This window comes from Bradyrhizobium barranii subsp. barranii (assembly GCF_017565645.3).
Taxonomy (GTDB): domain Bacteria; phylum Pseudomonadota; class Alphaproteobacteria; order Rhizobiales; family Xanthobacteraceae; genus Bradyrhizobium; species Bradyrhizobium barranii.
Map to the genome: position 1 here is coordinate 10,225,782 of NZ_CP086136.1, position 20,078 is coordinate 10,245,859.

The window sequence follows — 20,078 nt, forward strand, 5'->3', positions numbered from 1 at the left end:
GCTAGCCCGTAGGCCTCAGCGAGATAACAAGTGTCTCGAATGATTACCAACCCCATCAGAGCAATTGCGACCGCAACTACGTAGGGCATCAACGCACCCGATGTTTCTTGACCTTCGCGGCGAGGTCAGCGCGCATGTATTGATAGACTTTCTTAATCATCCAGCGCTTTAGCTCCACGGTTTGCCGTCGCGGATATAGCGCGACGTGCGCTCAGCCCACAACATCGCGAGAAACATGGCTGTCGGCAGATCACGAGGCTCCTTGCCAGGCCCGATGCAGATACGCGGTCGGTCGGAACTGAGGCCCAACCGATGGGTCGCTTGCGTATCGCAGGCACGGCCGCCATAGCCCCGCTGTTGCTCGATGAAAATTTCGTAGCTTTCCGTAGTCCGCTCGAAACGGAACACGAAAAGATCGCCAGACACGCTTTGGTGGCTCAGTCGCCCGTTGCCGTGCTCAGGAACCTGCTGACGGATTAAAGCCAAGTTCGGGTTGTTGCCGCTGTATACATTCTTTAGTTCCACCGGCGTTGACACTGCTCTCTCCGGTGTCGATGCGACGGGCAGTTGCCTGCCCATCGCATCGCTCTGGTCGAGATCGGTTACCCACTCAATGGAAAGTGTCAGGACCAATTGGTGATGGTTCCCAGACGGAAAGACGTTGAACTGTCGTTCCCATATTATTCTCCTCATTGCCTGTCGCGCTCCTGGTTAGGATGTTCCGAGCGCTGCACCGGAGGCTTCGCGCACGCGCTCGTGCCGCACACCGGGCACCGCCAACCGCTGGGAAGCGGCTCGCGGTAGGCTCGGATCGGAAAAATCTCTCCACTCGCGCCATGAATTCCATTCAAGCCAATCCAGCATGGCAACTGGGCGAAATGCTCGCCAATGGATGCAATGGATAACGTTGACCCAGCCCGGTAGTGGAGAAGCCCGAGCGCGACCCACGCCGCCTTGACATTCAAGGTCTCAGGAACGATGCGGTGACTATTGAAAAATGGCGGCGATTGATGTCCGGCCTCATGACGATCGCACGCGCTCTTGAGGAGGCACCGCACGCAACCCCCCGTGGGTCGGTCAAAATCCCCCGGGTATGGTCACTTGAAACTCCCCCACCTGATGATCGCCGTCAGCGCCGCTGAACAGCAGTAGCCGGTCAGGCAGGACGTTTATGTTCGACCCCTTTAGCCAGCAAGGGGCCGGGGAGTTGAACGTCTTGAAGCGACATCTGCAAAGCACCGTACTTACATTACTTGATCGCAACACCAGCCAGCGCGAGATTCACCGGCTGACGGGTGTCGATCGCAAGACGATCCGGCGTTATCAGGCGCTGCGGGCCGGTGCGGAGGCAAATTCCCCCGGGGAAGTGACCACCGGCTCGGTGAGCGCGGACGGCCAAATTCCTCCACCCCGACCACCGGCTTTTGGGACATCGGAAGCGACGGTCACCAGCAGCCTGGCCCGTTCGGCTTGCGAAGCGCATCGGACGTGGATCGAAGAACAGGTCCGGCTGAAGCGGAACGCGCAGGCGATTTACCAGGACCTGGTTGATCAATTTGGCTTTCCGTCCAGCTACCAGAGTGTCAAGCGGTTTGTGCGCCGGTTGCGGCACGCTGATCCTGAGCAGTTTGATCGTCTTGAGTTCCTCCCCGGCGAGGAAGCTCAGGTCGACTATGGCGAGGGCGCGCCGACGGTTGATCCGAAGAGCGGGCGGTACCGTCGTCCCCGCCTGTTCGTGATGACGCTACGCTACTCGCGGCGCAGCTTCCGGCGGGTAGTCTGGAAGTCCAGCCAACAAGTCTGGGCGCAGCTCCACGAAGAGGCGTTCCGGTATTTTGGCGGGGTCCCCAGCTATGTCGTGCTCGACAACCTGAAGGAAGGCGTCCTCAAGCCGGATTTGTACGAGCCCCAGCTCAACCCGATTTACAGCGCGATGCTGGCTCATTACGCCGTGGTCGCCGATCCCGCGCGCGTGGCCGATCCAAATCGGAAAGGATGCGTCGAGAATGCGATTCAACATACCCAGGGCACTGCGCTGGCCGGACGGCGCTTCGAGACGCTGGAGGCGCAAAACGAGTTCTTGAGGCACTGGGAGGAGAACTGGGCTTCCAAACGCATCCACGGCAGCACGCGCCGTCAGGTCGAGGCGATGTTCCAGGAAGAGAAGCCGCACCTGCGGCCGCTGCCTGTCGCTCCCTTCCGCATCTTCACCGAAGTCGTCCGGACTGTCTGCGACGACACCACCGTACGCGTCGACAACAGCTATTACGCCGCGCGGCCCGCGCCGATCGGCAGCCAGGTCGTCGTGCGCATCTACACCACCACGATCGAGATCCGTGATCGCCACACCCGTGCGCTGCTGCGTGTTCATTCCCGGATGGCGCACCCCGGTTCTGTCGTCCTGCCGACCAGCGAACGGCCGTTCAACCCGTCGCGGCAAACCGCCGTGCTGCTGGCGAGCGCCGAGCGCATCGGACCGCAGACCAGGGCCTTGTGCCAGCAGGTGTTCGACACCGAAGGGCGCCCCGGACAGCGCGCGATGTGGGGCATTGTCGGGCTGGGCCGGAAGTATCCGGCGCGGCTGGTCGAGCAGGCCTGCGCGCACGCCATCGACAACCGCATCTACCGCTACAAGCACGTGCGTGCGACCGTCGAGCGGTTGTTCGAACAGGCGATCGAGCAGGTTGGAGTGACGCCACAGCCGGCATCGCCGCTCACCCAGGATCATCCGCTGATCCGTACCCCCGCGGAATACGGCGACCTCTTCAGCCGCGCTGTGCGGCGCGACGCCGACGACAATGGTCGGCAGGCCGAGGCTCACGACGATCACGCCACGGCAATCCGCGCTCGTGTCGCCTGCGCAACCCCGGCCAACTCCGGCGCCACGAGCGCTCCCGCTGCACCTTCTCACCTTAAACTGGAGACCTAGCCACATGATGACCATGCCGGAAATTGAGCGTTGCCTACGACAGCTGCGCCTGTCGGGTGTCCGCGACACGCTGCAGACGCGCGTGCTCCAGGCGCAGGGCGCCAACCAGCCCTTCCTCGAGACCTTCTCCCTTATCCTGCAGGATGAACTGGACCGTCGTCAGTCCCGTCTTATCGAGCGGCGATACCAGCAATCCGGGCTCGACGAAAAGCTGACGCTCGCCGAGTTCGACTGGTCCTTCAATCCCAAACTGCCACGTCAGACCTGCTTCCAGCTCCACACCCTGGCGTTCATTGCCGCTGGCGAGAACGCTCTGCTTGTTGGCAAACCTGGCACCGGGAAGTCGCACATCGCCAAGGCGATTGCCTATCAGGCGATCCTGCAAAGCCACAAGGTCCAGTATCTTGAGACCGACGACTTCTTCCACCGCTACGCCCTGAACTCTCCGGCACAACGCGAGGTCCGGCTGCGAACCATCATCGACTGCGATCTCCTCGTGCTGGACGATCTATTCCTCGCACGCGCCATCCCCGACGACGCCGGCACTTTGCTGCAGACCCTGATCCATCAGCGTTACAAACTGCGCCGCAGCGTCATCGTCACCTCCAATCGCGTCGTGCAGGATTGGGGGGCATACCTTGGGGACAACACTATGAGCACGACGATCCTCGATCGCCTTATGCATCATTGCCATCTGCTTGAGTTCGACGGACGCAGCTATCGGCTCAAAGAAGCCGCTGAAGCTCTTGCCCGGGAAACAAACTCAAACTAACAGTCCCTTGTCCTGCCTCGCGGGTGGAGGAATTTGACTGACCACACCCGGAGGAATTTGAAGTGACCCGCGGGGCGCAACCAAGACCCGGAGCGTTCCGCAAAGTCCCCGCGATAACATATTGTCGGTTGTCGCCTTCCGTCCTGATGTGCAACGCATCGATGCCGAGCTGAAAGGCCGCTCGGCTCAATCGCATTGCCGCAGACAGGCTGTCTGTTCCGTCGATGATGAGATCGGCATTTCGAAGGACGGCATTGAGGTCTTCAAGTTCATTGTCGCGACAGGCGAACGTCTGGACTTGGACTTCGGGATTGATGCGTCTGACACGATCGGCCGCGACATCCCCTTTTAGTCGTCCGATGTCATCGCACGCGAAGCCGGACTGGCCAATATTTTCGCGCTCGACGGTGCCGCCATCGACAAGGACTGCGGATTCCGATTTATTCCGGCCAGGTATTCCGACTTGAAGCCGGCCATCGTTCCGATTTGAAGCCGGCCACGATTCCGAAATGAAACCGGCCGGCATTCCGATTTGAAGCCGGCCGGGTTTTTGGAAGTCGGCGTTTTCGTTTGGGTCAGTCCCTCAGGCATCAAGTCCCGCGTTGATCAACGTGGGGAAGCGGATGCCGGCCAAGAGAGAACTGACCATGCGACAGATACGACAGATGCTGCGGCTTGCCCGTGATGGGGTGAGCGCCCGGGAGATTGGGCGCACGCTCGGCGTGGCGCGCAGCACCATCCAGGACAATCTCAAGCGTGCCTTGACTGCCGGGCTGGCGTGGCCTTTGGCGGGCGATCTGACCGACGCCGTTCTTGAACAACGTCTGTTTGCCCATGCCGGCGTCAGGCGCGGCTTTCGCCGGCGCCGGGAGCCGGATTGGGCCTCGCTGGCCTGTGAGCTGAAGCGGCCTGGCGTCAATCTGATGGTGCTGTGGGAGGAGTACCGGGCGGTCCACCCGGAAGGTTATGGCTACAGCCGGTTCTGCGATTTATTCCGGGAATTCGACCGGCGGCTGTCTCCGACGATGCGGCAGGACCATCCGGCCGGCGACAAGGTCTTTGTCGATTACTCCGGCAAGAAGATCATGATCGTTGATCGCGAAACCGGGGTTGTACGCGATGCGGAGATCTTCGTCGCCGTGCTTGGCGCCTCGAATTACACCTACGCCGAGGCGACCTGGACGCAGACACTTCCGGACTGGATCGAGGCCCATGTCCGGATGTTCCGGTTCTTTGGCGGGGTGCCACGCCTCGTCGTTCCTGACAATCTGAAGTCCGGCGTGCACCGGGCTTCGTTCTACGACCCTGAAATCAATCGCAGCTACGGGATGATGGCGTCCCATTACGGCGTTGGCATCCTTCCGGCACGGCCAAGAAAGCCGCGGGATAAGGCAAAAGTGGAGGCCGGGGTTCGGTTTGCCCAGACCTATATCCTCGGGCGGCTTCGTCGCCAGACCTTCTTCTCGCTGGCCGAGGCGAACGCAGCCATTGCCGCTGCGCTGGAGCGGATCAACGCGCACATCATGCGCCGGCTTGGTGTCAGTCGCCGTCAATTGTTCGAGACGGTCGAGATGTCGGTCCTGGCGTCGTTGCCGGACGCCGACTATCAGTTTGCGGAATGGCGCGTGGCCCGCGTCTCGCTCGATTATCATGTCGAGATCGACGGCTTCTTCTACTCAGTTCCACACGGCCTGATCCGGGAGCAGGTCGACGTCCGCGCCACCACCCGGACCATCGAGCTGTTCCATCGGGGTTCGCGTGTTGCGGCTCACCAGCGCCGCTACGGCGGCCGCCGGCACGGCACCGATCCCGACCACATGCCCAGCGCGCATCGGCGTTACGCCGAGTGGACTCCCGAGCGGTTCCGGCGCTGGGGACGATCGATCGGGCCCAACACTGAGGGGCTCGTCCTCGCCATCCTGGCCAATCGGCCTCATCCCGAACAGGGATTCCGGACCTGTCTGGGTGTGCTTCGGCTGTTCAAGGATCTCGATCCAGAACGCGCCGAGTTGATCGCGGCCCGCGCGGTTGCGGTCCGCGCGCTGACCTACAAGAGCATCGCCTCGATCATCGCCAACAAGCTCGACCGCAGCGCTCGCCCCACCGATGACGTCGTCGTCGACCATCCCAATCTGCGCGGCCCCGGCTACTTCCATTGAAAGGAAAATCCAGCATGCTGACCCATCCCACGCTCGACCTGCTGCAAAATCTCGGTCTCCACGGCATGGCCAAAGGCTTCAAGGAGCTTGATGCCCAGCCCGAAGCACGCAGCCTCGAACATGCCGAATGGCTGGCCCTGCTCCTGGAACAGGAGAAAACGCAGCGACAGCAAAAGCGGTTTGAGAGCAGAGCTCGCGCCGCCAAGCTACGTCATGCCGCTTGCGTCGAGGATGTCGACTACCGTGCCATCCGCGGGCTCGACCGCACGCTCTTTCTAAAACTCGCCGCCGGCGACTGGATCCGAGCGAGGCATAATCTCCTTGTCACTGGGCCATGCGGCGTCGGCAAGAGTTGGCTTGCTTGCGCCCTCGGCCACAAGGCTTGCCGGGACGACTTCGCCGTTGCCTACCATCGCGTCCCGCGTCTGTTCGCCGCTCTCGCACTGGGACGCGCCGACGGACGCTATACCAGGATGCTGCGGGCGATCGCACGACTTGATCTGCTGATCCTGGACGACTGGGGACCAGAACCTCTCGACGCCGACCAACGCCGTGATTTGCTCGAAATCGTCGAGGATCGATACGAAGCCCGTTCGATTATCGTCACCAGCCAGCTGCCCGTCGATCGCTGGTACGAAATCATCGGAAACCCCACCATCGCCGACGCGATCCTCGATCGCCTCGTCCACAATGCCTACCGCATCGAACTCAAAGGAGAGAGCCTCAGGAAGCAGAAGCAACCCGCTCAAGATCAACCGGTCTCTTGACCTTCCCAGCCCTCGACGACATCATGAAATTGACCCATGCGAACGACGCAACGGGTGGCCGGCTTCAGATCGGAATGCCCGGCCGGCTTCGAATTGGAATGCATGGCCGGCTTCGTCGGAATCCGCACAAGGACGAAATGACCGATTCCGCTTGAGGCGAGATATTCTATCTTGCTCAAGCTCCTTCCGGTACCGAGGAAGGCGATGGTTGTCCCGGAGAGAAGCCGGGTGCAAAGCTGTCCCCGTTGCCGATCAGCGAGCGTACTCTTCACAGTCTTACTCCCTGGATGGGGCAAGGATTGAATCACGGCTGGTCGTCGTTGAGAACCGACTGTGAACGCGACATTTTGACTCACGAGCAGCGAGCGGCTATGTCGCCTGTCGATCACCATTGATTGAGTAAAAAAACATCAACGCCAAAGCCGCCGCATCGAAAAGTCCCATGCGCGCGTCCTCGCTCATCCATGGCTTCCGCGGCGGCGGAACGTACCGCTCGAACGCCGGAATCTTTTTTGCGATCACTTCCGCGAGGCTCTGCTTGTTCACGCAACCAAGGTAATCGAAAGCAGCTCGTACCTGATCACGCGAATATGCGTACACGGGAATGCCACGACTCTTCGCCAGCTCGGCGATTGCCGCGTTGAGGTAGGTGATCCGCGGCGCACGCCGTGTACCCTCCGGCGACGTGTCTTGAAGGACCAGAATGTCCGGCAGATAGCGATCGAACTTCTTGCTGATATGCGTGACGCATCGCCCATGCTTTCGAGGGCCGCGGATTTCACGCATACCCCAATCGAACGGAGACAAATGGCCTTCAAACAGAACGAACCCAAAGCCGCGCGTGTTCAAATAGATGGCGAGCACGAGTGCGTACCGGCGAAGTCCATTCATACACTTGAATCGAGGGGCTTTGTTTCCGATCGCTGAAACAGTTGTTCAAGAAAGTCCAACTTGATGCGTGTCGTCTTGGACGAATCGCCCTGAAGCTCTTCATAGAGTTCATTAGCACGTCGAAGCACGGCCTCGTGTAGCTCTGACATGAGGCCCGGAAATAACTGCAAGGGGGACATATTGAAAACCAGCGCGCATATGAATACCGCATCAATGTTCGGCTTTCGCTTCAACCCTTCAATTCGCGTGACGGCGGTTCTCTTTATACCGATCAAAAAGGCCAGCTCCTCCTGAGTGAATCCCCAGCGGCGGCGAAGCGGACGAAGGTATGATCTGCGAGGGTGATGCATATATAGTGATACGGCCAGCCATTAAGATGACAGGCATGCACACTATAATCGCCTATGGTACGATCCCGTTCGAGACACGAAAAAGTGCCCGCGTGGAACGAATGAGACGCAGAATACGCGGCGCGCCCTTTCCTCTCGTGACTTTGGGAAGCATGCACAATGTCGCATGAAGAGAAGGTGGACGTGGGGACATGGGGGCGTGGCGGGCCCTGCGCACCCTAGAATTGTACGTACTCGCACTTGAGCATTCCCTCGCCCTGTCTCGTTGTGGAGGCGTGCTACAAAGTCCCCTTAGTCCCCACGCCCCCCTCTGCTGCCGAGACATCGGTGATGATATTAACGCCGTATCGGCCGCACAGCACCTCTACTTTTTGCCTCTCATTCATGGGAATTACATACACGCCGTGGCTCTTGTAGGTTTGCAGGTTGAGTTTCTTTCTCAAAACGCTGCCAATCCACCGATTCGTGATCGGGCGCTCGTACTCGGCGCCGTATCGCTCGATGAGCCCCATGGTCACATCGGCAACGGGAACAATCGGGCGGTCTGTCGTGATCATCAACTCCGCAAGAACTTCCAACACTTGGGCTTCCATGAGGAGGCCACGTTCCGCAACGATCGACGCCTGAGCGTTATGAGCAGCGTTCCGAAGTGCGGCGCGCAGCTCCGGGTTGCCAATGACGCTGAGCAAGGGCAACATGATCTGGTTGAGGCGTGGTTCGAGTTTTGGATCAGCCAAAGTCGCATCGAGCTTGACCTCGTGCCTTCTGTGAAAGCGATACAATAACAGCTTGTTGCGCAGCTCGCGCGCTTCTTCCTTGAATGTTTCCGGAAGGTTGATCGGAACATCATCCCGAAGCGGACGCGCGCCCGTTTCCTCTGTGATAAACCGGCTCTCTAGTCCTCGGTCTTCATAGAGGCCGCGTGTGGCCACGATCTTGGGACCAAAAACATGAAATGCCTGCGGATTAAACTCCCGTTGTTGATTCATCATGGTGCGCAGCACCGGCATGCCACGCACGTTGCCGTTGTTAAGGATTTTTACAATTTCTGATCGCTCGTCGCTGAAGCGAAAATCAGCCTCATCAAAGATGAGGGTTCCGCGAAAAGCATCGAGTGTATGGAATATTGGTGAGACGGTTGAGGCGCCGCTCGCGAAGAACGGCTTGTAGCAAAGTGAACCAATCGTGAGGAGCATACGCGTCTTGCCCGTGCCGAAGTCTCCGCGAAGCCGTAGATACGGCAGATCGTTGAATGCGTCGTACAGCCAGGTCAGCAAGACGTAATAACAAGCGACCTGCTCGAAGGACGGACTGAGATCCGCGTATCGATGTATAAAATCCGCGATTTCCGAGACGAGCTGTTGCTCGCTGCCGTACATGCGAGGTTCTGACGGCAGAAGCACAACCTCGTTCTTAATGAGATTGTTGTTCGGAGAGAATGGGACGAGCCGGTACCGCTCCGACACGTCTACGTGACCTTGCAACGTCCAACGTCCAGCATTGAAGAGGACAAGAGACGTAATGCGAATTTCCGGCCGGTATATGAGTTCAATAATCGTCCCGTCTTCGAGCACCTCCGAAACCGTGGGGATGATTTTCCTTTTCTGTTCGTCCCGCTCTGGTCCCGGCATAGGGTGAGCGTACTGACGCAGCGAGCAATTCAAAGTGACGGCATTGTGCCATCGAGGCACGATCGATGCTCTGCGGGTGGTACGGATCGAAGTATCCTCCCGTTCCGATCACGGCTCTCGATATTTCGTTCATAGCGAGGAGCTGGAAGCGCGATGCACAATTCAAAGGGAATGTGGCCCGTTTTCGGATGTCGAGTTGCGCTCACTCCATGCCTATGGCTAGTTTTGAACTCGACATGATCTTTTACTGGAATATAGCCATGGACTTGTAATTCTTGGGGTGTTCCCACGATTTTCTCTACCGTATTCAGTAGTATCGCCCGTCTCGCCTGAAAACTCAAGTTGTGGAGCGCTGTCTGCGCTGCATCAGAGAATTGTTTGATCTCGTCGGCGCTCGGCATTTCGGTGACATAAATAGCGTTCGTCTGTTGTTGCGCACTCGCGATGGTGTTTTTCAACGACGTAAGTTTCTCCCGTAGCGGGGTCGTGTATTCTCTCAGCTGCTCGACGGTGAACAGGCCAGCGCCATACGCTTTGTTGTAGCGATCCTCCTGTACCTTCAATGCGGCTAATTCTTTTTCCGCAGCGGCAACATCGCCGCCAGATGACTGCACCTTCGCCCGGCGCGTCCCCAACCAGCGCCTGATCTGTTCAGAGAGCAATTCTTCCGAGCCCATCAAATCGGCAATCTTGTCCCAAACGAGCCTATCGGCGATGCGCGCATTTATTCCCCGTTCCTTGCACGTTGCTGGCAGAGGAAAGCTGAGCACTCTATCGGTACAACGATAGTAGAGGTGCTTGCCTCGCAGCACACCTTCACCGGATCTACTTCTCCCGCAGACGCATCCAATCTTGCCCGCAAGGAGATACTGATTCTTTCTGTTCCGTTGAGACAGCGCGAAGTTGGCGTCGAGTTGTGCGCGCGCGCGTTCAAAGAGCGTTTTATCTATGATCGCAGGCACCGGAATAATGAACCACTCTTCTCCCGGTCGCATTCGACGACTCGTCTTTTTTACTTTTCGATACGCGTCTTGTTTGATTGGGTGCTGAGGCGCCACAGCGTATGATGCGCCCCAGTGGGCTTCGCCGATGTAGCCCTTGTGCCTCAACAATGTGCTGAGCGTGCTCGTGTTCCAAACCCCCCGCTTGCTTTTGCGGGGCTTTATGCCGAGTCCCTGTAGTTTGCGCACGATTTTCCGTAAGGTGCAGCCGTCGTCGGCGACCCAGGTGAAAATTGACTTCACAATCCGCGCTTCTTCTGGATTAATTTCGTAATATCCATGCCTGCCGTCGAGCTTAGGAATGTAGTTATAGCCATAGAGAGCCTCACTCACGAGGATATGGCCCTCTTTTACTTTGCGAAGTTTCCCGAGCCGAAAGCGTTCCGCGATTTTTGCGCGCTCATACTCAGCAAACAGACCTCGCACACCATGCAAAATTTTCTCTTCGCTATTCTTCGGGGCAGAAACAGTAACAAATATGATTTCAATTTGGGCCTCTCGCAATTCGTCCATCACCAGTTCTTGGTAGGAATATCGTCGAGCTAGCCGATCAGGGTCATAGACCAAAACGGCTTGCCATGTTTTTCCTCGCGCATCCTGGCGGAGCTGATCCAGCGACGGTCTGACAAGAATGTCTCCACTCCAGCCGTCATCAATGTATTCTTTGACGATGCTATAACCGCGCTGACGAGCGAAATCTCGGAGCGCTGTTAACTGGGTCTCGACGGTCCCTTCCTCCTCTTGTCGCGCAGTCGAGACTCTCGCGTATATTGCAATCAGCTTTGTGCTTGGTACCAATTCTTCGTGGTTCATACTCTCTATAGAGATAAGTTTACTCCCGACCCCCGGCATGAGTCGACTCGGTTGGTGCAACGTGATGATGAACACATCCAACGAAGGAGCGCAATCTCAGGACCTCCTCAAATAGAAGATCAAAAGCGCTAGCTAACCGCATTTGGTGTCCAGCTGGTGGCTCGTCATGTAATTGATAGTGAACTTGAGGCATCGTCCTTGTGCTCATCCTCGCATCATGTACTTTCCAGCAGCTAAAATGCTAGGCGGCAAAAAATGCCAAACACGCACATTCGCCCGCCAGCCGTTTTGAGTTGGACTGCCGTAACTTCTCGCGAAGCGCCTCAGCTCGCGTAATGTGCTCGCAAATCATCCGAGAGGACTTTCTCGCCTTTGACGCCGAATTCCTTCGCGCACCTCCCCCCCTATCCGGATCGATGGATAACTGCGAGCAGGGCGTATATGGCTGGCGCATTGAATCACGGCGAGCCCGCGCTGAGAATCGCACGCGAGCGCGGCATTCTGACTCAGGTAATAAGACCTTCCCCTGATTTTGGCGAACCACTCTGGGGTTGTCTCACTCGCCTGTCGGCCGATTGAAAGAGCTGCCTCTGCCAATGCAGCGCCAATTATCGTCTTATTGGTCTTGATGATGTCTCCCACGAGATCAGCCTACTGGACACTGTCCAGATTCGAGGGAGAAGCAGCAGGAATCATGCAGCGTTGGACTGCCCTCGGAGCAGAGAATCCGAGGCTGGTGATCGTCGACATTCTCGAAGTCGTTCGGCCCGACGTCAGCGGCAAGCGGCAGAAGACGCTGTACTCCATCGACTATGACGCTGTGCGCCCGCTTCAGCAATTGGCGGCCCAGCTCAATATTACGATCATAGCGTAAGGCCGGTGCAGAGAATCTGCTGGAAACTATCCGGCACGTGGGGCGTGGCGGGCGCGGGCGACGCTGTCATGCTGCTCGGCGAGGACGTTTCCGGCAAGTTTCTGTACTGCAAGGGTCGCGAGATCGAGGAATATCGCTTCATCGTAAAGATGAATGACAAGTGCCGCTGGGAGCGGCTCGGCCACAAGCCCGAGCACGGCCGAGCGGCTGCACATCATCGGCGTGCTGGCCAACGCAAGGGGGCCGGTCACAACGGAGCAGAATAGCTGAAAAGCTGCACGGCCTGATGGAGCATCGCAATGTGGCCAACCTCCTTCCCGTGATGGCGAAGGAGCGCGAGATTCAAACAAGGCGTGGCCCAGCGCGGGGCTGTCTGCGGCGGCGCCCACTGGCTTACGAACCCCGGGTAACCTCGGTCGCAGTCAATTGGCACAACTCTATTGAGAATATATTAGCGATCGACGCGACAGTGGCGGGCAAGACGTCCCCAGCAGCTGATGCGCTGGTAATCAAACGATCTCGGTAAAAACACGGGCCTGCGTGTTTTTGGTTGTAAAACAATTCAAAACCCTATTAGAGATTGAGCCGCATTCCGGAAACTCGGTTTGATTGCCTGGGGGATATAATGAAATTGGGTTTGCCGCCCGGCCACGGGCTTTCGGAGTTTGTCGTTTCCTCAACTGAACTTCTTCCCAAAATGGATGGAGAGCCATTCATCACTGACATTCAGTTTGAGGCGCTCCAGGCCGGTGTGAGTCTCGGTAGTAACGTCCTCATCAGTGCACCTACCTCTACGGGCAAGACGCTGATTGGCTGGTGGACGATTGCATCCGCAATAGCGGCAGGAGGCCGCGCTGTTTATCTCGTGTCGCATCGGGCGCTGGCAAAACAGAAGTTTGAAGAGGCGCAGCGCCTCTTCCTGCGAGGACCGCTATCGGGCGATCGAGCGGCTATCGTATGCGCAACAGGAGATGCTGTTGAGGACGCTTCAGGCCGTAGAACCAACGCACCCATGACTGCTACAATTCTTGTGGCAACGTATGAGAAATTCTTGGGTTGTTTGTCCGTCGGCGGGCCGCCGCGTGATCTGACGGATGTTTCGTTCGTTTGCGACGAGGTCCAGCTCGTAGGAGATCCGCACCGAGGTCAAAACGTTGAACTGTTACTTGCTCTTATGCGCCGATCTGGCTGGCGACAGCTTGTAGGTTTGTCTGCCGTAATGAGCGAGAAAGATGCGGAGAGCTTCGCGAGTTGGCTCGGTCTAAGGCTCGTTCGCATTGTTTCGAGGGAGAAAGCACTTCGCATCGAATGCAGAGCGCCAGATAATATACACAGCATTTCTGTTGCACCGGGAGCAGTCGGTGAAATTCAGCGAGAACGAAGAAGGGCCGAGCGCGGAACAAATCGGATTGTCGCTGAGCTGATACGGAGTCCGGGCGCAGCCCCCGTTATCGTGTTCTGCATGAAAGTGGACGATACCTATAATCTGTGTGCCGAATGGCATCGAGGAAAACCTGAGTTAGTCGCGATCTCGTGGCCACCATCGTTGGAGCTAAGTGACAATTTGAGGAATGCGCTTACACGGAAGTGTGCATTTCACAATGCGGAGCTTAGTGAAGCTGAAAGACTCTTGGTCGAAGAGCAAATTACTGCGGGGCAAGTGGACGTCGTTTACGCCACTACTACCTTAGCCGCTGGCGTAAACTTTCCATTAGGTAGTGCCGTATTCGCAGCATGGAAGCGTTGGAACTTCGATCGCAAACGCCACGAGACGATTGGAAAGTCTGAATTCCAGAACATGGCAGGCCGTGTCGGACGGATGGGACAAGCTGCGGTTCAAGGACTGGTCATTATGTGTGCCGACGGAGCTGCCGCAGCCGCCGAGGCCGAACAATTGATGGATCTAGATTCCCAGGAAGAGCTTGGTGCCGGAATAACTCCTCAAGACTTTGGCACGCTTACGCTTCAGTTGTTCGCGGGCAAACTCTGTTCGAGCCGGCAGGACGCATTTGATATCGTTGCGTCAACTCTAAGCGCTGCGCGGGAACAGTCGCGAAACATCGCTGGCATCGCGCACTGGCAGGACGATCTTGATCGACAGATAGATCGCTTGGTCGGGACAGGCTGCTTGATCGAGAGTATGTTTGGCGTGGTCGTGACCGCGTTCGGTATCGCCGTGGCTCGGTCGGGTATGAAGCCCGAGACAGCTCTTTTCTTCATTGAGAATTTGGCTGGGCACGCGGTAGGTCTGTCCGAGCTTCTTCCCAAAGCAGACGGCTCTGGATCGGAAGACGATCTTTTGTTTGTCCTTGCCCACTCGGCCATCAGTTCCCCGGAGTTCAATCTAGCTGGCGGCAAAGCAACCAGATCAGTCCATTGGCGGATATCGCAGCCAAACCTCGCGACTAACAGCTATGCTCGCAGACTCTCTGCGCGACTTTGGGACCAACCCTGGATGGGAAACGTGCCCGCAGCTAATGGCGCATTGCTTCTAGCAGAATGGGCGGCTGGGAAATCTCGTAGTGATGTCGAAGCGGCGGTATCAGGCGTTCGGCTCGGCAACATTGAAAACCTCGCCAGAGACGTGGCATGGATATTGACAGGAATTTCCGAGATCATTTCCGACATAACCTCCCCAACACTTGCCGACGAAAGCAAGCCCGCAGCGCTCCGCGGTAATAATCCCGCGATCCAAGCCACCCGTTGTCTCGCGCGATCGCTGCGCCGACAAGCAACACGCATCGCCAACGGTTTACCCTCCGATATTCTTTGGATGACGAATCTCGACCTACCGGGAGGCCAAAGGAGACTCGCAAGACAACAGATGCTTTCCCTTCGTTTTCAAGGGCTGGTCCAACCACATGAATTAATGGATGGATCGCCAGCCGCCGATGGAAAGCGACGGCTCGGGCTAGCAGGTGAGCTCGTTCCAACTCTGGCAAATCAGGTTCGAGATGCGGCGCGGCGCTGGAAAGCCTCCGAGAGAGAATATTTTCAGCGCATCCATCATCGGAGAGCTGACAAGGCCATTTGCGAGCCAATTATCTCGGCGCTGTACGTCGCTAGGGGGACACAACTCGAAGACGCGTTCGCCGCGGCCATGGCGTCTATCTCGGTTGAATGTGAGTCGCTGGACCGTGTTGGGAAGCAAGCGCATCCAGACTTCTTGATTAAGATAGAACAGTATCCATCGATCGTCGTTGAGATAAAATCCAAGGCTAACGATACCGATCTAGTTGCTTTGAATTCCGCGACTGAGGTTCTGGCGGCCTCAGAATTGATAGGTCTGAAAGACAATTTTTGCGTGACGGTTTGCAGCCCCGGTGTAGAGCCAAGTGTTCCAAGCCTTATTGAAAGTTGCCGCCGATTGTGCGTTGTGAACGTATCCGACTTGGCCGAGGCCTTCCTACGCATAAAGGAAGGTTCGCTAACACGGGAGGGTTTCTACAATTGGCTAACAACGCCGGGGGTCGCCGCTAAGGAAGATTTGCCTCATCCCAATTGAGACTAGGGAATCGTCATGGCGGTCGTGCGGTTAGAGCGGTTTCGCCGGAACACGATTGTCCCCCTTGTGGCCGCGCTTCTTTCCCGTTGTGTTTTCGACGGGTGGCAGGCCCGTGTCCGGAAGTACGGCGATATTGTTCGTTTCACTGCCGGCGTCATCCTCATCGGCGGCCTGCTCGGCTTCATTGAAGAGACGATCGACGTGCTCTTCACTGCGTGGCGCAAAACGATGCAGGCGTTGTGGCGCTTTGTCGAGCAAGGGGTGGTACCGGAGGGCGCTACGTTGAAGGTCTAACGAGAACAATGTTGTTTCTGAGCTTGCCGCAACTGCGGTAAGGCGGGCTGGCGACCGGGAAGATTGATGGCTCTTCGTAGCCCAGTAGTAGTTTGGTCGCCTCCCGTGCCTTTCAGGCTCCGGCTTACGTGAATAGCGATTGTGGTGCGAAGGCGATTGCCTTCGACCGGATACAAGTCAATGCGCTGGTGCGCATGGTCACGGCTGCAGCAGGAACGGTCGAAGTTGGCTTAGCAAGCGTGAGTAAAACCGAGTCTTCAGAAAAGAGCCCCACTTTTGAATGTGGGGCAAGTCGCCGTGGCGTTAGTACTCGGAGGCCAACATGATCGTCAGCACACGATTGACGACGGGATCTCCATTTGCGTCCTTGACATCTGGCTCCTCATACAAGTCGATCTTCCAGAAGAACTTTCGACCAACCAGGTCGAAGCTTCCGAAGTCGTGCTCGCCATGAGGATCGTTCTCCTCTGTAAACCCGGAGAAATCCGCCACCTGACGGAGCGCCTCGGCCTTTACGCAGTCGGGTAGCTCGGCGACTCCGATTGTCATCATTACCTTGCCGCCGGAGAACGTGCGTCGGAAGGAATCGTTGAGAAGGGCGATACTATTCATCATCGCACTCCTCCGCGTCCTTGCTCCTATAGGGCGGCATGTGGCGAGCGCCGCAGTATGGACAGTCATCGCCACATTGTGCGGACCACACGTCGCTCCACTCGCGGTTTAATTCCGCGCGGTGATAGTAATTACGAACCAACATCGTCGGCCTCCTAGATTAGGCCGGCCAGCACAAGTGCTGAGATGATCGTGTTGCCACCACATGCTTCGCAGAAACCCTGGTCCTGGTCGGGCTCCATGTCGATGGTGTTGTTGCACCCCTCCGTCATGCAGATCGCCGGGCTCGCATCTTTCAGGAGAGCTACCAACAGAAGATCGTCCAGGTCTTGGAAGCCCCTCTGATCGCAAAGCGTCACCAGCTTTTGAACTCTCTGGGCAAGAGAAATGTTGGACATCGTGTCCTCCTCGCTACGAGCATCCGACCCATTCGGGTGCTCGTTCGCGAGGCGGAGCGAGCGTCCACTACTGAGCGAAATTAGAAGAAATGCTCAATCGATCGTATGGACGCTCGTCGCGATGCCTCCGCCTCGTCACCGAAACCCGGACATGCATGCAGGTTCCGGATCGCAGGGCGGAACGTGAAAGATCAAATCTGCAACGATTGTCGCGGCTAACGCCAGTTGAGTGGAGAGGCGAAATCGTGCTCCTGGGTCACGAGGCCGACGTGACCTGGGGAGGCGTTACACCCTCTCTGTCAGTGCACGTGGTGCAGGAAGATAGGGCATGTCTCCCGGAGTAACGCGCTTCGCGCGCACCGATTACCGCAACGACGATTGCACCTTTGGGATCAAGGACGAAGACCGCTTCTCGCACATCTACATCATCGGTAAGACGGGTACCGGAAAGTCGACGTTAATCGAGTCCATGGCGCTGCTCGAGCAACCGCACGCCACGATGCACGACGTGCTGCGCATCCTGTCGGACCGGAAGTTCCGCGCCGAGATTGCGCGACATCTGAAGAATGAGACGGTCCGGGCGTTCTTCATAAAAGAGTTTGAGCGATTCTCGTTTGGCTATCGTGCCGACAGCACAGCGCCGATCCAGAACAAAGTGGGCGCCTTCCTTTCAGATCCGATACTCAACAGACTTCTAACTGCTCCGCAGCATGATCTCCACGTGCGGCAAATCATGGATGAGCGCAAAGTACTGCTGGTGAACCTGGCCAAAGGGCAAATCGGTGAGGACAGCTCGTCGCTCCTGGGCGGATTGCTCGTCACTACGCTCGGGCTTGCTGCGTTCAGTCGCGCCGACCTACCCGAGTATGAACGGCGTCCCTTCTTTGTCTACGTTGACGAGTTTCAAAACTTTACGACGCTCGCCATGGCGAATATGTTCTCAGAGCTTCGCAAGTATCGGGTCGGTTTTACCGTCGGCCACCAATACCTCCATCAGCTTGAACCAGACGTGCGCCACGCGGTGCTGGGAAATGCGGGGACGATTATTTCGTTCAGAGTTGGCTCGGAGGATGCGACGTATCTGGCGCGGGAATTTCAAGGTCGATTCGATGAGGTCGATCTTTTGCAGTTGCCCAACTATCGTATCTACTTAAAACTTATGATCGATGGAGTCCCTTCGGCGGCTTTCAGTGCGACCACGCTGGCTCCGATGAGGCGGTGAGCCTCAGAGGACGTCGAAGAGTGTAAGCTCGTAGACGGTCGTGTTGGAAATGGCCCGGAGTGAGAAAGATGTAAAGCATTGGCATCGCTGTTAGTTCTTCGCTTTGTCCCCTGGATCACGGGCATGGACACGGAGTCAGGGGGTGTCTCCAGGGGCGCGCCTGGGCAACGAATGCTGTCGCCTCAGTGGTAGCTCTACCAACCAGTTCGGCATTGCCGACCGCTTCAACTTCTCCGGCTCGCCGTGGAGTGTTCCTGCTCGATGAGATTGTCGCATGGGCGCGCCTCCTTCTACTGAGATCTTGGCAGAGTGTCGCGTGGATCCGTGATCGGAATAGATGTGGAAGTTATCGCGAACAGGCCGAACGCTGTGTCTTGAAAAAAAGCGGAGGCGGAACAACTAGCCGCGTGATTATTCGGGCAGGAAGACGGACCTTTCACAACCACTCCAAGAGAAAGCCAAAGCTATTCGCCGTAAACTGAGCGTCTCAACCTCCTGATATAGCCTTCGACGATGATCGTCTGATCGTCCCACTCGAGTGGCATGAACGGGTCAATGCGCAGCGCTTTGTCCTGGGGAAAGCCAATAGCATTTGTTTCTAGCAATAGCTCAGGATGTCGTGCGCGTGCTTCTGTATTTCCGGTAGCTTTCGTTCGGGTGCGTTCGAGTTGCGCAATTTGTTTATCCAGCTGCCGCCAAAGGTCTTAAGCAATTGACAGCATGTGCCTCCACACCGGCCGGTATCGTCGTGCTGGCTTTCGCACGGTGCTCCGTGGGTTGACGATTGATGGCCGAGCACGGGCTCGCTGCCTTGCTCAAATGTGTTCCGCCATCAGTGGAGCGCTCATGGCCGGTAGTATGATCACTCGCTCAGAAAAGCACTCCGGATGCATGCTGTATCCGTTTTCGGTCCGACTCGATTAAGCGTTGCGGGCCATCCTAATCTTCAGCGAGAGCGAGAGCAGCCGCCTCCAGGACGAGCCCACATTCCTGGATCGCAACACCAGTAGGCGCCGCGTGCCAAGCGTCAGTGCGATGATCTCGGAGGGCCGCAGGCCGTAATGCGCCATCAAATGGAGGATCGCATAGTCTCGCCAGCCAAGCCGCTCCGATCGGTCGATGGAGCGCAGCAGCCGCTTTACAAGCGGCCAAGCCAGAGCTCGAGGCGGTCGTTCACCTCGGTAGGCGCGCGGCGCGTCAATTGCGTCGAGCCGTTGCCGAATCTCGCCGTGGTCGAAGCAAAACCTAAGAAAGGCGCGGAGGCGAGCGACAACGTGCTGTAGGGTTTGTCGCTTAATGCGCCGCGCTTTGGTCATTACGAACCGATCGACTGTGGCAGCTGACAACGCATGCAGCGGGGCGCCAGCTGGCAAAGCGTACGCGAGCAAGCTCTTCACTGTTGCGATGTGCTGTTCCAGGGTCGCGCCGGTAAGGCCACGCACCTCCGATAGATACCGTCTGTAGCGACCAAGAAGTGCTGAGAACGGCTCGGGTACTGCTTCTTTGACGAACAGCCGCCTCGCGATGAGAAAACGTTCAACGGCGCGTCGGGTGCCTTGCAATGACGCGGGGGCAAATGCTTGCGACAAGAACCGTCCTGAAACGCCGGTATCGCAATCAAGCCGCGCTGAACACATCCGGTCGAGAGCTTCCTTTAGGCCTCGTACGTGGTGGCAGGCCGTAGATCGGGCGTAGCCAGCCGAGATGAGCCAAGTAGCGAAATCTTCCAACAAAGTGCCATTGGGCGATGCCGTGTAACCCGCGTGAACCTTCCGGAATAAGTGTTCGAGCATGGTTGCCTCCTTCGGATGAACGAGAGAGAACCACGCTACCGTCGTCAGTTATGTTGAGTAGGGACGG

General features: G+C 57.4%; 18 protein-coding genes and 1 pseudogene. 8 read left to right on the top strand and 11 right to left on the bottom strand.

What is annotated here, in order from left to right; translation table 11 throughout:
• Positions 1–168: 168 nt before the first annotated feature.
• Positions 169–633 (bottom strand): hypothetical protein, encoded by a 465-nt coding sequence (locus tag J4G43_RS49655; RefSeq protein ID WP_208083438.1) that lies wholly within the window; start codon positions 631–633, stop codon positions 169–171.
• A 538-nt stretch (positions 634–1,171) separates the two neighbouring features.
• Here J4G43_RS49655 and istA (J4G43_RS49660) point away from each other — a divergent pair.
• Together istA (J4G43_RS49660) and istB (J4G43_RS49665) are read left to right on the top strand one after the other, a co-directional pair.
• Entirely contained in the window at positions 1,172–2,929 is a 1,758-nt protein-coding gene (istA, locus tag J4G43_RS49660; RefSeq protein ID WP_100214066.1) for an IS21-like element IS1631 family transposase, read from the top strand.
• 4 nt (positions 2,930–2,933) lie between these two features.
• Complete coding sequence (gene istB / locus J4G43_RS49665; RefSeq protein WP_038952109.1) at positions 2,934–3,701, top strand: IS21-like element IS1631 family helper ATPase IstB; 768 nt, start codon at positions 2,934–2,936, stop codon at positions 3,699–3,701.
• Here the strand turns inward: istB (J4G43_RS49665) and J4G43_RS56315 are convergent.
• Positions 3,655–4,227 (bottom strand): HesA/MoeB/ThiF family protein, encoded by a 573-nt coding sequence (locus tag J4G43_RS56315; protein ID WP_208083439.1) that lies wholly within the window; start codon positions 4,225–4,227, stop codon positions 3,655–3,657. The two genes, istB (J4G43_RS49665) and J4G43_RS56315, sit on opposite strands and share 47 nt — an antisense overlap.
• A gap of 97 nt (positions 4,228–4,324) precedes the next feature.
• Here J4G43_RS56315 and istA (J4G43_RS49675) point away from each other — a divergent pair, with 97 nt between their 5' ends.
• Positions 4,325–5,860: an IS21 family transposase gene (istA, locus tag J4G43_RS49675; protein WP_208083440.1), complete on the top strand. Its 1,536-nt coding sequence runs from the start codon at positions 4,325–4,327 to the stop codon at positions 5,858–5,860.
• 14 nt (positions 5,861–5,874) lie between these two features.
• The gene (istB, locus tag J4G43_RS49680) at positions 5,875–6,627 is read left to right on the top strand and encodes an IS21-like element helper ATPase IstB (RefSeq protein ID WP_038943657.1); all 753 of its coding nucleotides are present in this window, start codon (positions 5,875–5,877) and stop codon (positions 6,625–6,627) included.
• Here istB (J4G43_RS49680) and J4G43_RS49685 read toward each other — a convergent pair.
• The 5 genes from J4G43_RS49685 to J4G43_RS49700 all read right to left on the bottom strand — a co-directional run bounded on the left by J4G43_RS49685 (position 6,612) and on the right by J4G43_RS49700 (position 11,313).
• Positions 6,612–6,899, bottom strand: coding sequence for a hypothetical protein (locus tag J4G43_RS49685; RefSeq protein WP_208083441.1), 288 nt, complete (start codon positions 6,897–6,899; stop codon positions 6,612–6,614). The two genes, istB (J4G43_RS49680) and J4G43_RS49685, sit on opposite strands and share 16 nt — an antisense overlap.
• A gap of 97 nt (positions 6,900–6,996) precedes the next feature.
• Complete coding sequence (locus J4G43_RS49690; RefSeq protein ID WP_208083442.1) at positions 6,997–7,491, bottom strand: type 1 periplasmic-binding domain-containing protein; 495 nt, start codon at positions 7,489–7,491, stop codon at positions 6,997–6,999.
• Positions 7,492–7,514: 23 nt separating this feature from the next.
• The gene (locus tag J4G43_RS56320; protein WP_038945455.1) at positions 7,515–7,868 is read right to left on the bottom strand and encodes a helix-turn-helix domain-containing protein; all 354 of its coding nucleotides are present in this window, start codon (positions 7,866–7,868) and stop codon (positions 7,515–7,517) included.
• 278 nt (positions 7,869–8,146) lie between these two features.
• Positions 8,147–9,499 (bottom strand): hypothetical protein, encoded by a 1,353-nt coding sequence (locus J4G43_RS49695; protein ID WP_208083443.1) that lies wholly within the window; start codon positions 9,497–9,499, stop codon positions 8,147–8,149.
• A 29-nt stretch (positions 9,500–9,528) separates the two neighbouring features.
• A complete protein-coding gene (locus J4G43_RS49700; RefSeq protein ID WP_208083444.1) occupies positions 9,529–11,313 on the bottom strand; it encodes a recombinase family protein in 1,785 nt (594 codons plus the stop codon).
• Positions 11,314–12,007: 694 nt separating this feature from the next.
• On the opposite strand from J4G43_RS49700, the gene J4G43_RS49705 reads away from it, so the two are divergent.
• The 3 genes from J4G43_RS49705 (at position 12,008) to J4G43_RS49715 (ending at position 15,692) form a co-directional block, all read left to right on the top strand.
• A complete protein-coding gene (locus J4G43_RS49705) occupies positions 12,008–12,187 on the top strand; it encodes a hypothetical protein (protein ID WP_028153381.1) in 180 nt (59 codons plus the stop codon).
• A 68-nt stretch (positions 12,188–12,255) separates the two neighbouring features.
• Positions 12,256–12,453 (top strand): hypothetical protein, encoded by a 198-nt coding sequence (locus tag J4G43_RS49710; RefSeq protein ID WP_155258091.1) that lies wholly within the window; start codon positions 12,256–12,258, stop codon positions 12,451–12,453.
• A 359-nt stretch (positions 12,454–12,812) separates the two neighbouring features.
• Positions 12,813–15,692, top strand: a complete 2,880-nt coding sequence (locus J4G43_RS49715; RefSeq protein WP_208083445.1) for a DEAD/DEAH box helicase — start codon at positions 12,813–12,815, stop codon at positions 15,690–15,692.
• A 63-nt stretch (positions 15,693–15,755) separates the two neighbouring features.
• Here J4G43_RS49715 and J4G43_RS56535 read toward each other — a convergent pair.
• From J4G43_RS56535 to J4G43_RS49730, 3 genes and pseudogenes are all read right to left on the bottom strand, one after another.
• Positions 15,756–15,929 (bottom strand): annotated as a pseudogene (locus J4G43_RS56535) (IS66 family transposase); the annotation flags it as partial.
• A 360-nt stretch (positions 15,930–16,289) separates the two neighbouring features.
• On the bottom strand, positions 16,290–16,598 hold the full coding sequence (locus tag J4G43_RS49725) for a DUF3768 domain-containing protein (RefSeq protein WP_028153377.1): 309 nt from the start codon (positions 16,596–16,598) through the stop codon (positions 16,290–16,292).
• A 155-nt stretch (positions 16,599–16,753) separates the two neighbouring features.
• Positions 16,754–16,996, bottom strand: coding sequence for a hypothetical protein (locus J4G43_RS49730; RefSeq protein ID WP_028153376.1), 243 nt, complete (start codon positions 16,994–16,996; stop codon positions 16,754–16,756).
• Positions 16,997–17,324: 328 nt separating this feature from the next.
• Here J4G43_RS49730 and J4G43_RS49735 point away from each other — a divergent pair, with 328 nt between their 5' ends.
• Positions 17,325–18,218 (top strand): type IV secretory system conjugative DNA transfer family protein, encoded by an 894-nt coding sequence (locus J4G43_RS49735; RefSeq protein WP_049831950.1) that lies wholly within the window; start codon positions 17,325–17,327, stop codon positions 18,216–18,218.
• Positions 18,219–19,138: 920 nt separating this feature from the next.
• Here the strand turns inward: J4G43_RS49735 and J4G43_RS49740 are convergent.
• Positions 19,139–20,011: a tyrosine-type recombinase/integrase gene (locus J4G43_RS49740; protein ID WP_208083447.1), complete on the bottom strand. Its 873-nt coding sequence runs from the start codon at positions 20,009–20,011 to the stop codon at positions 19,139–19,141.
• Positions 20,012–20,078: the final 67 nt, after the last annotated feature.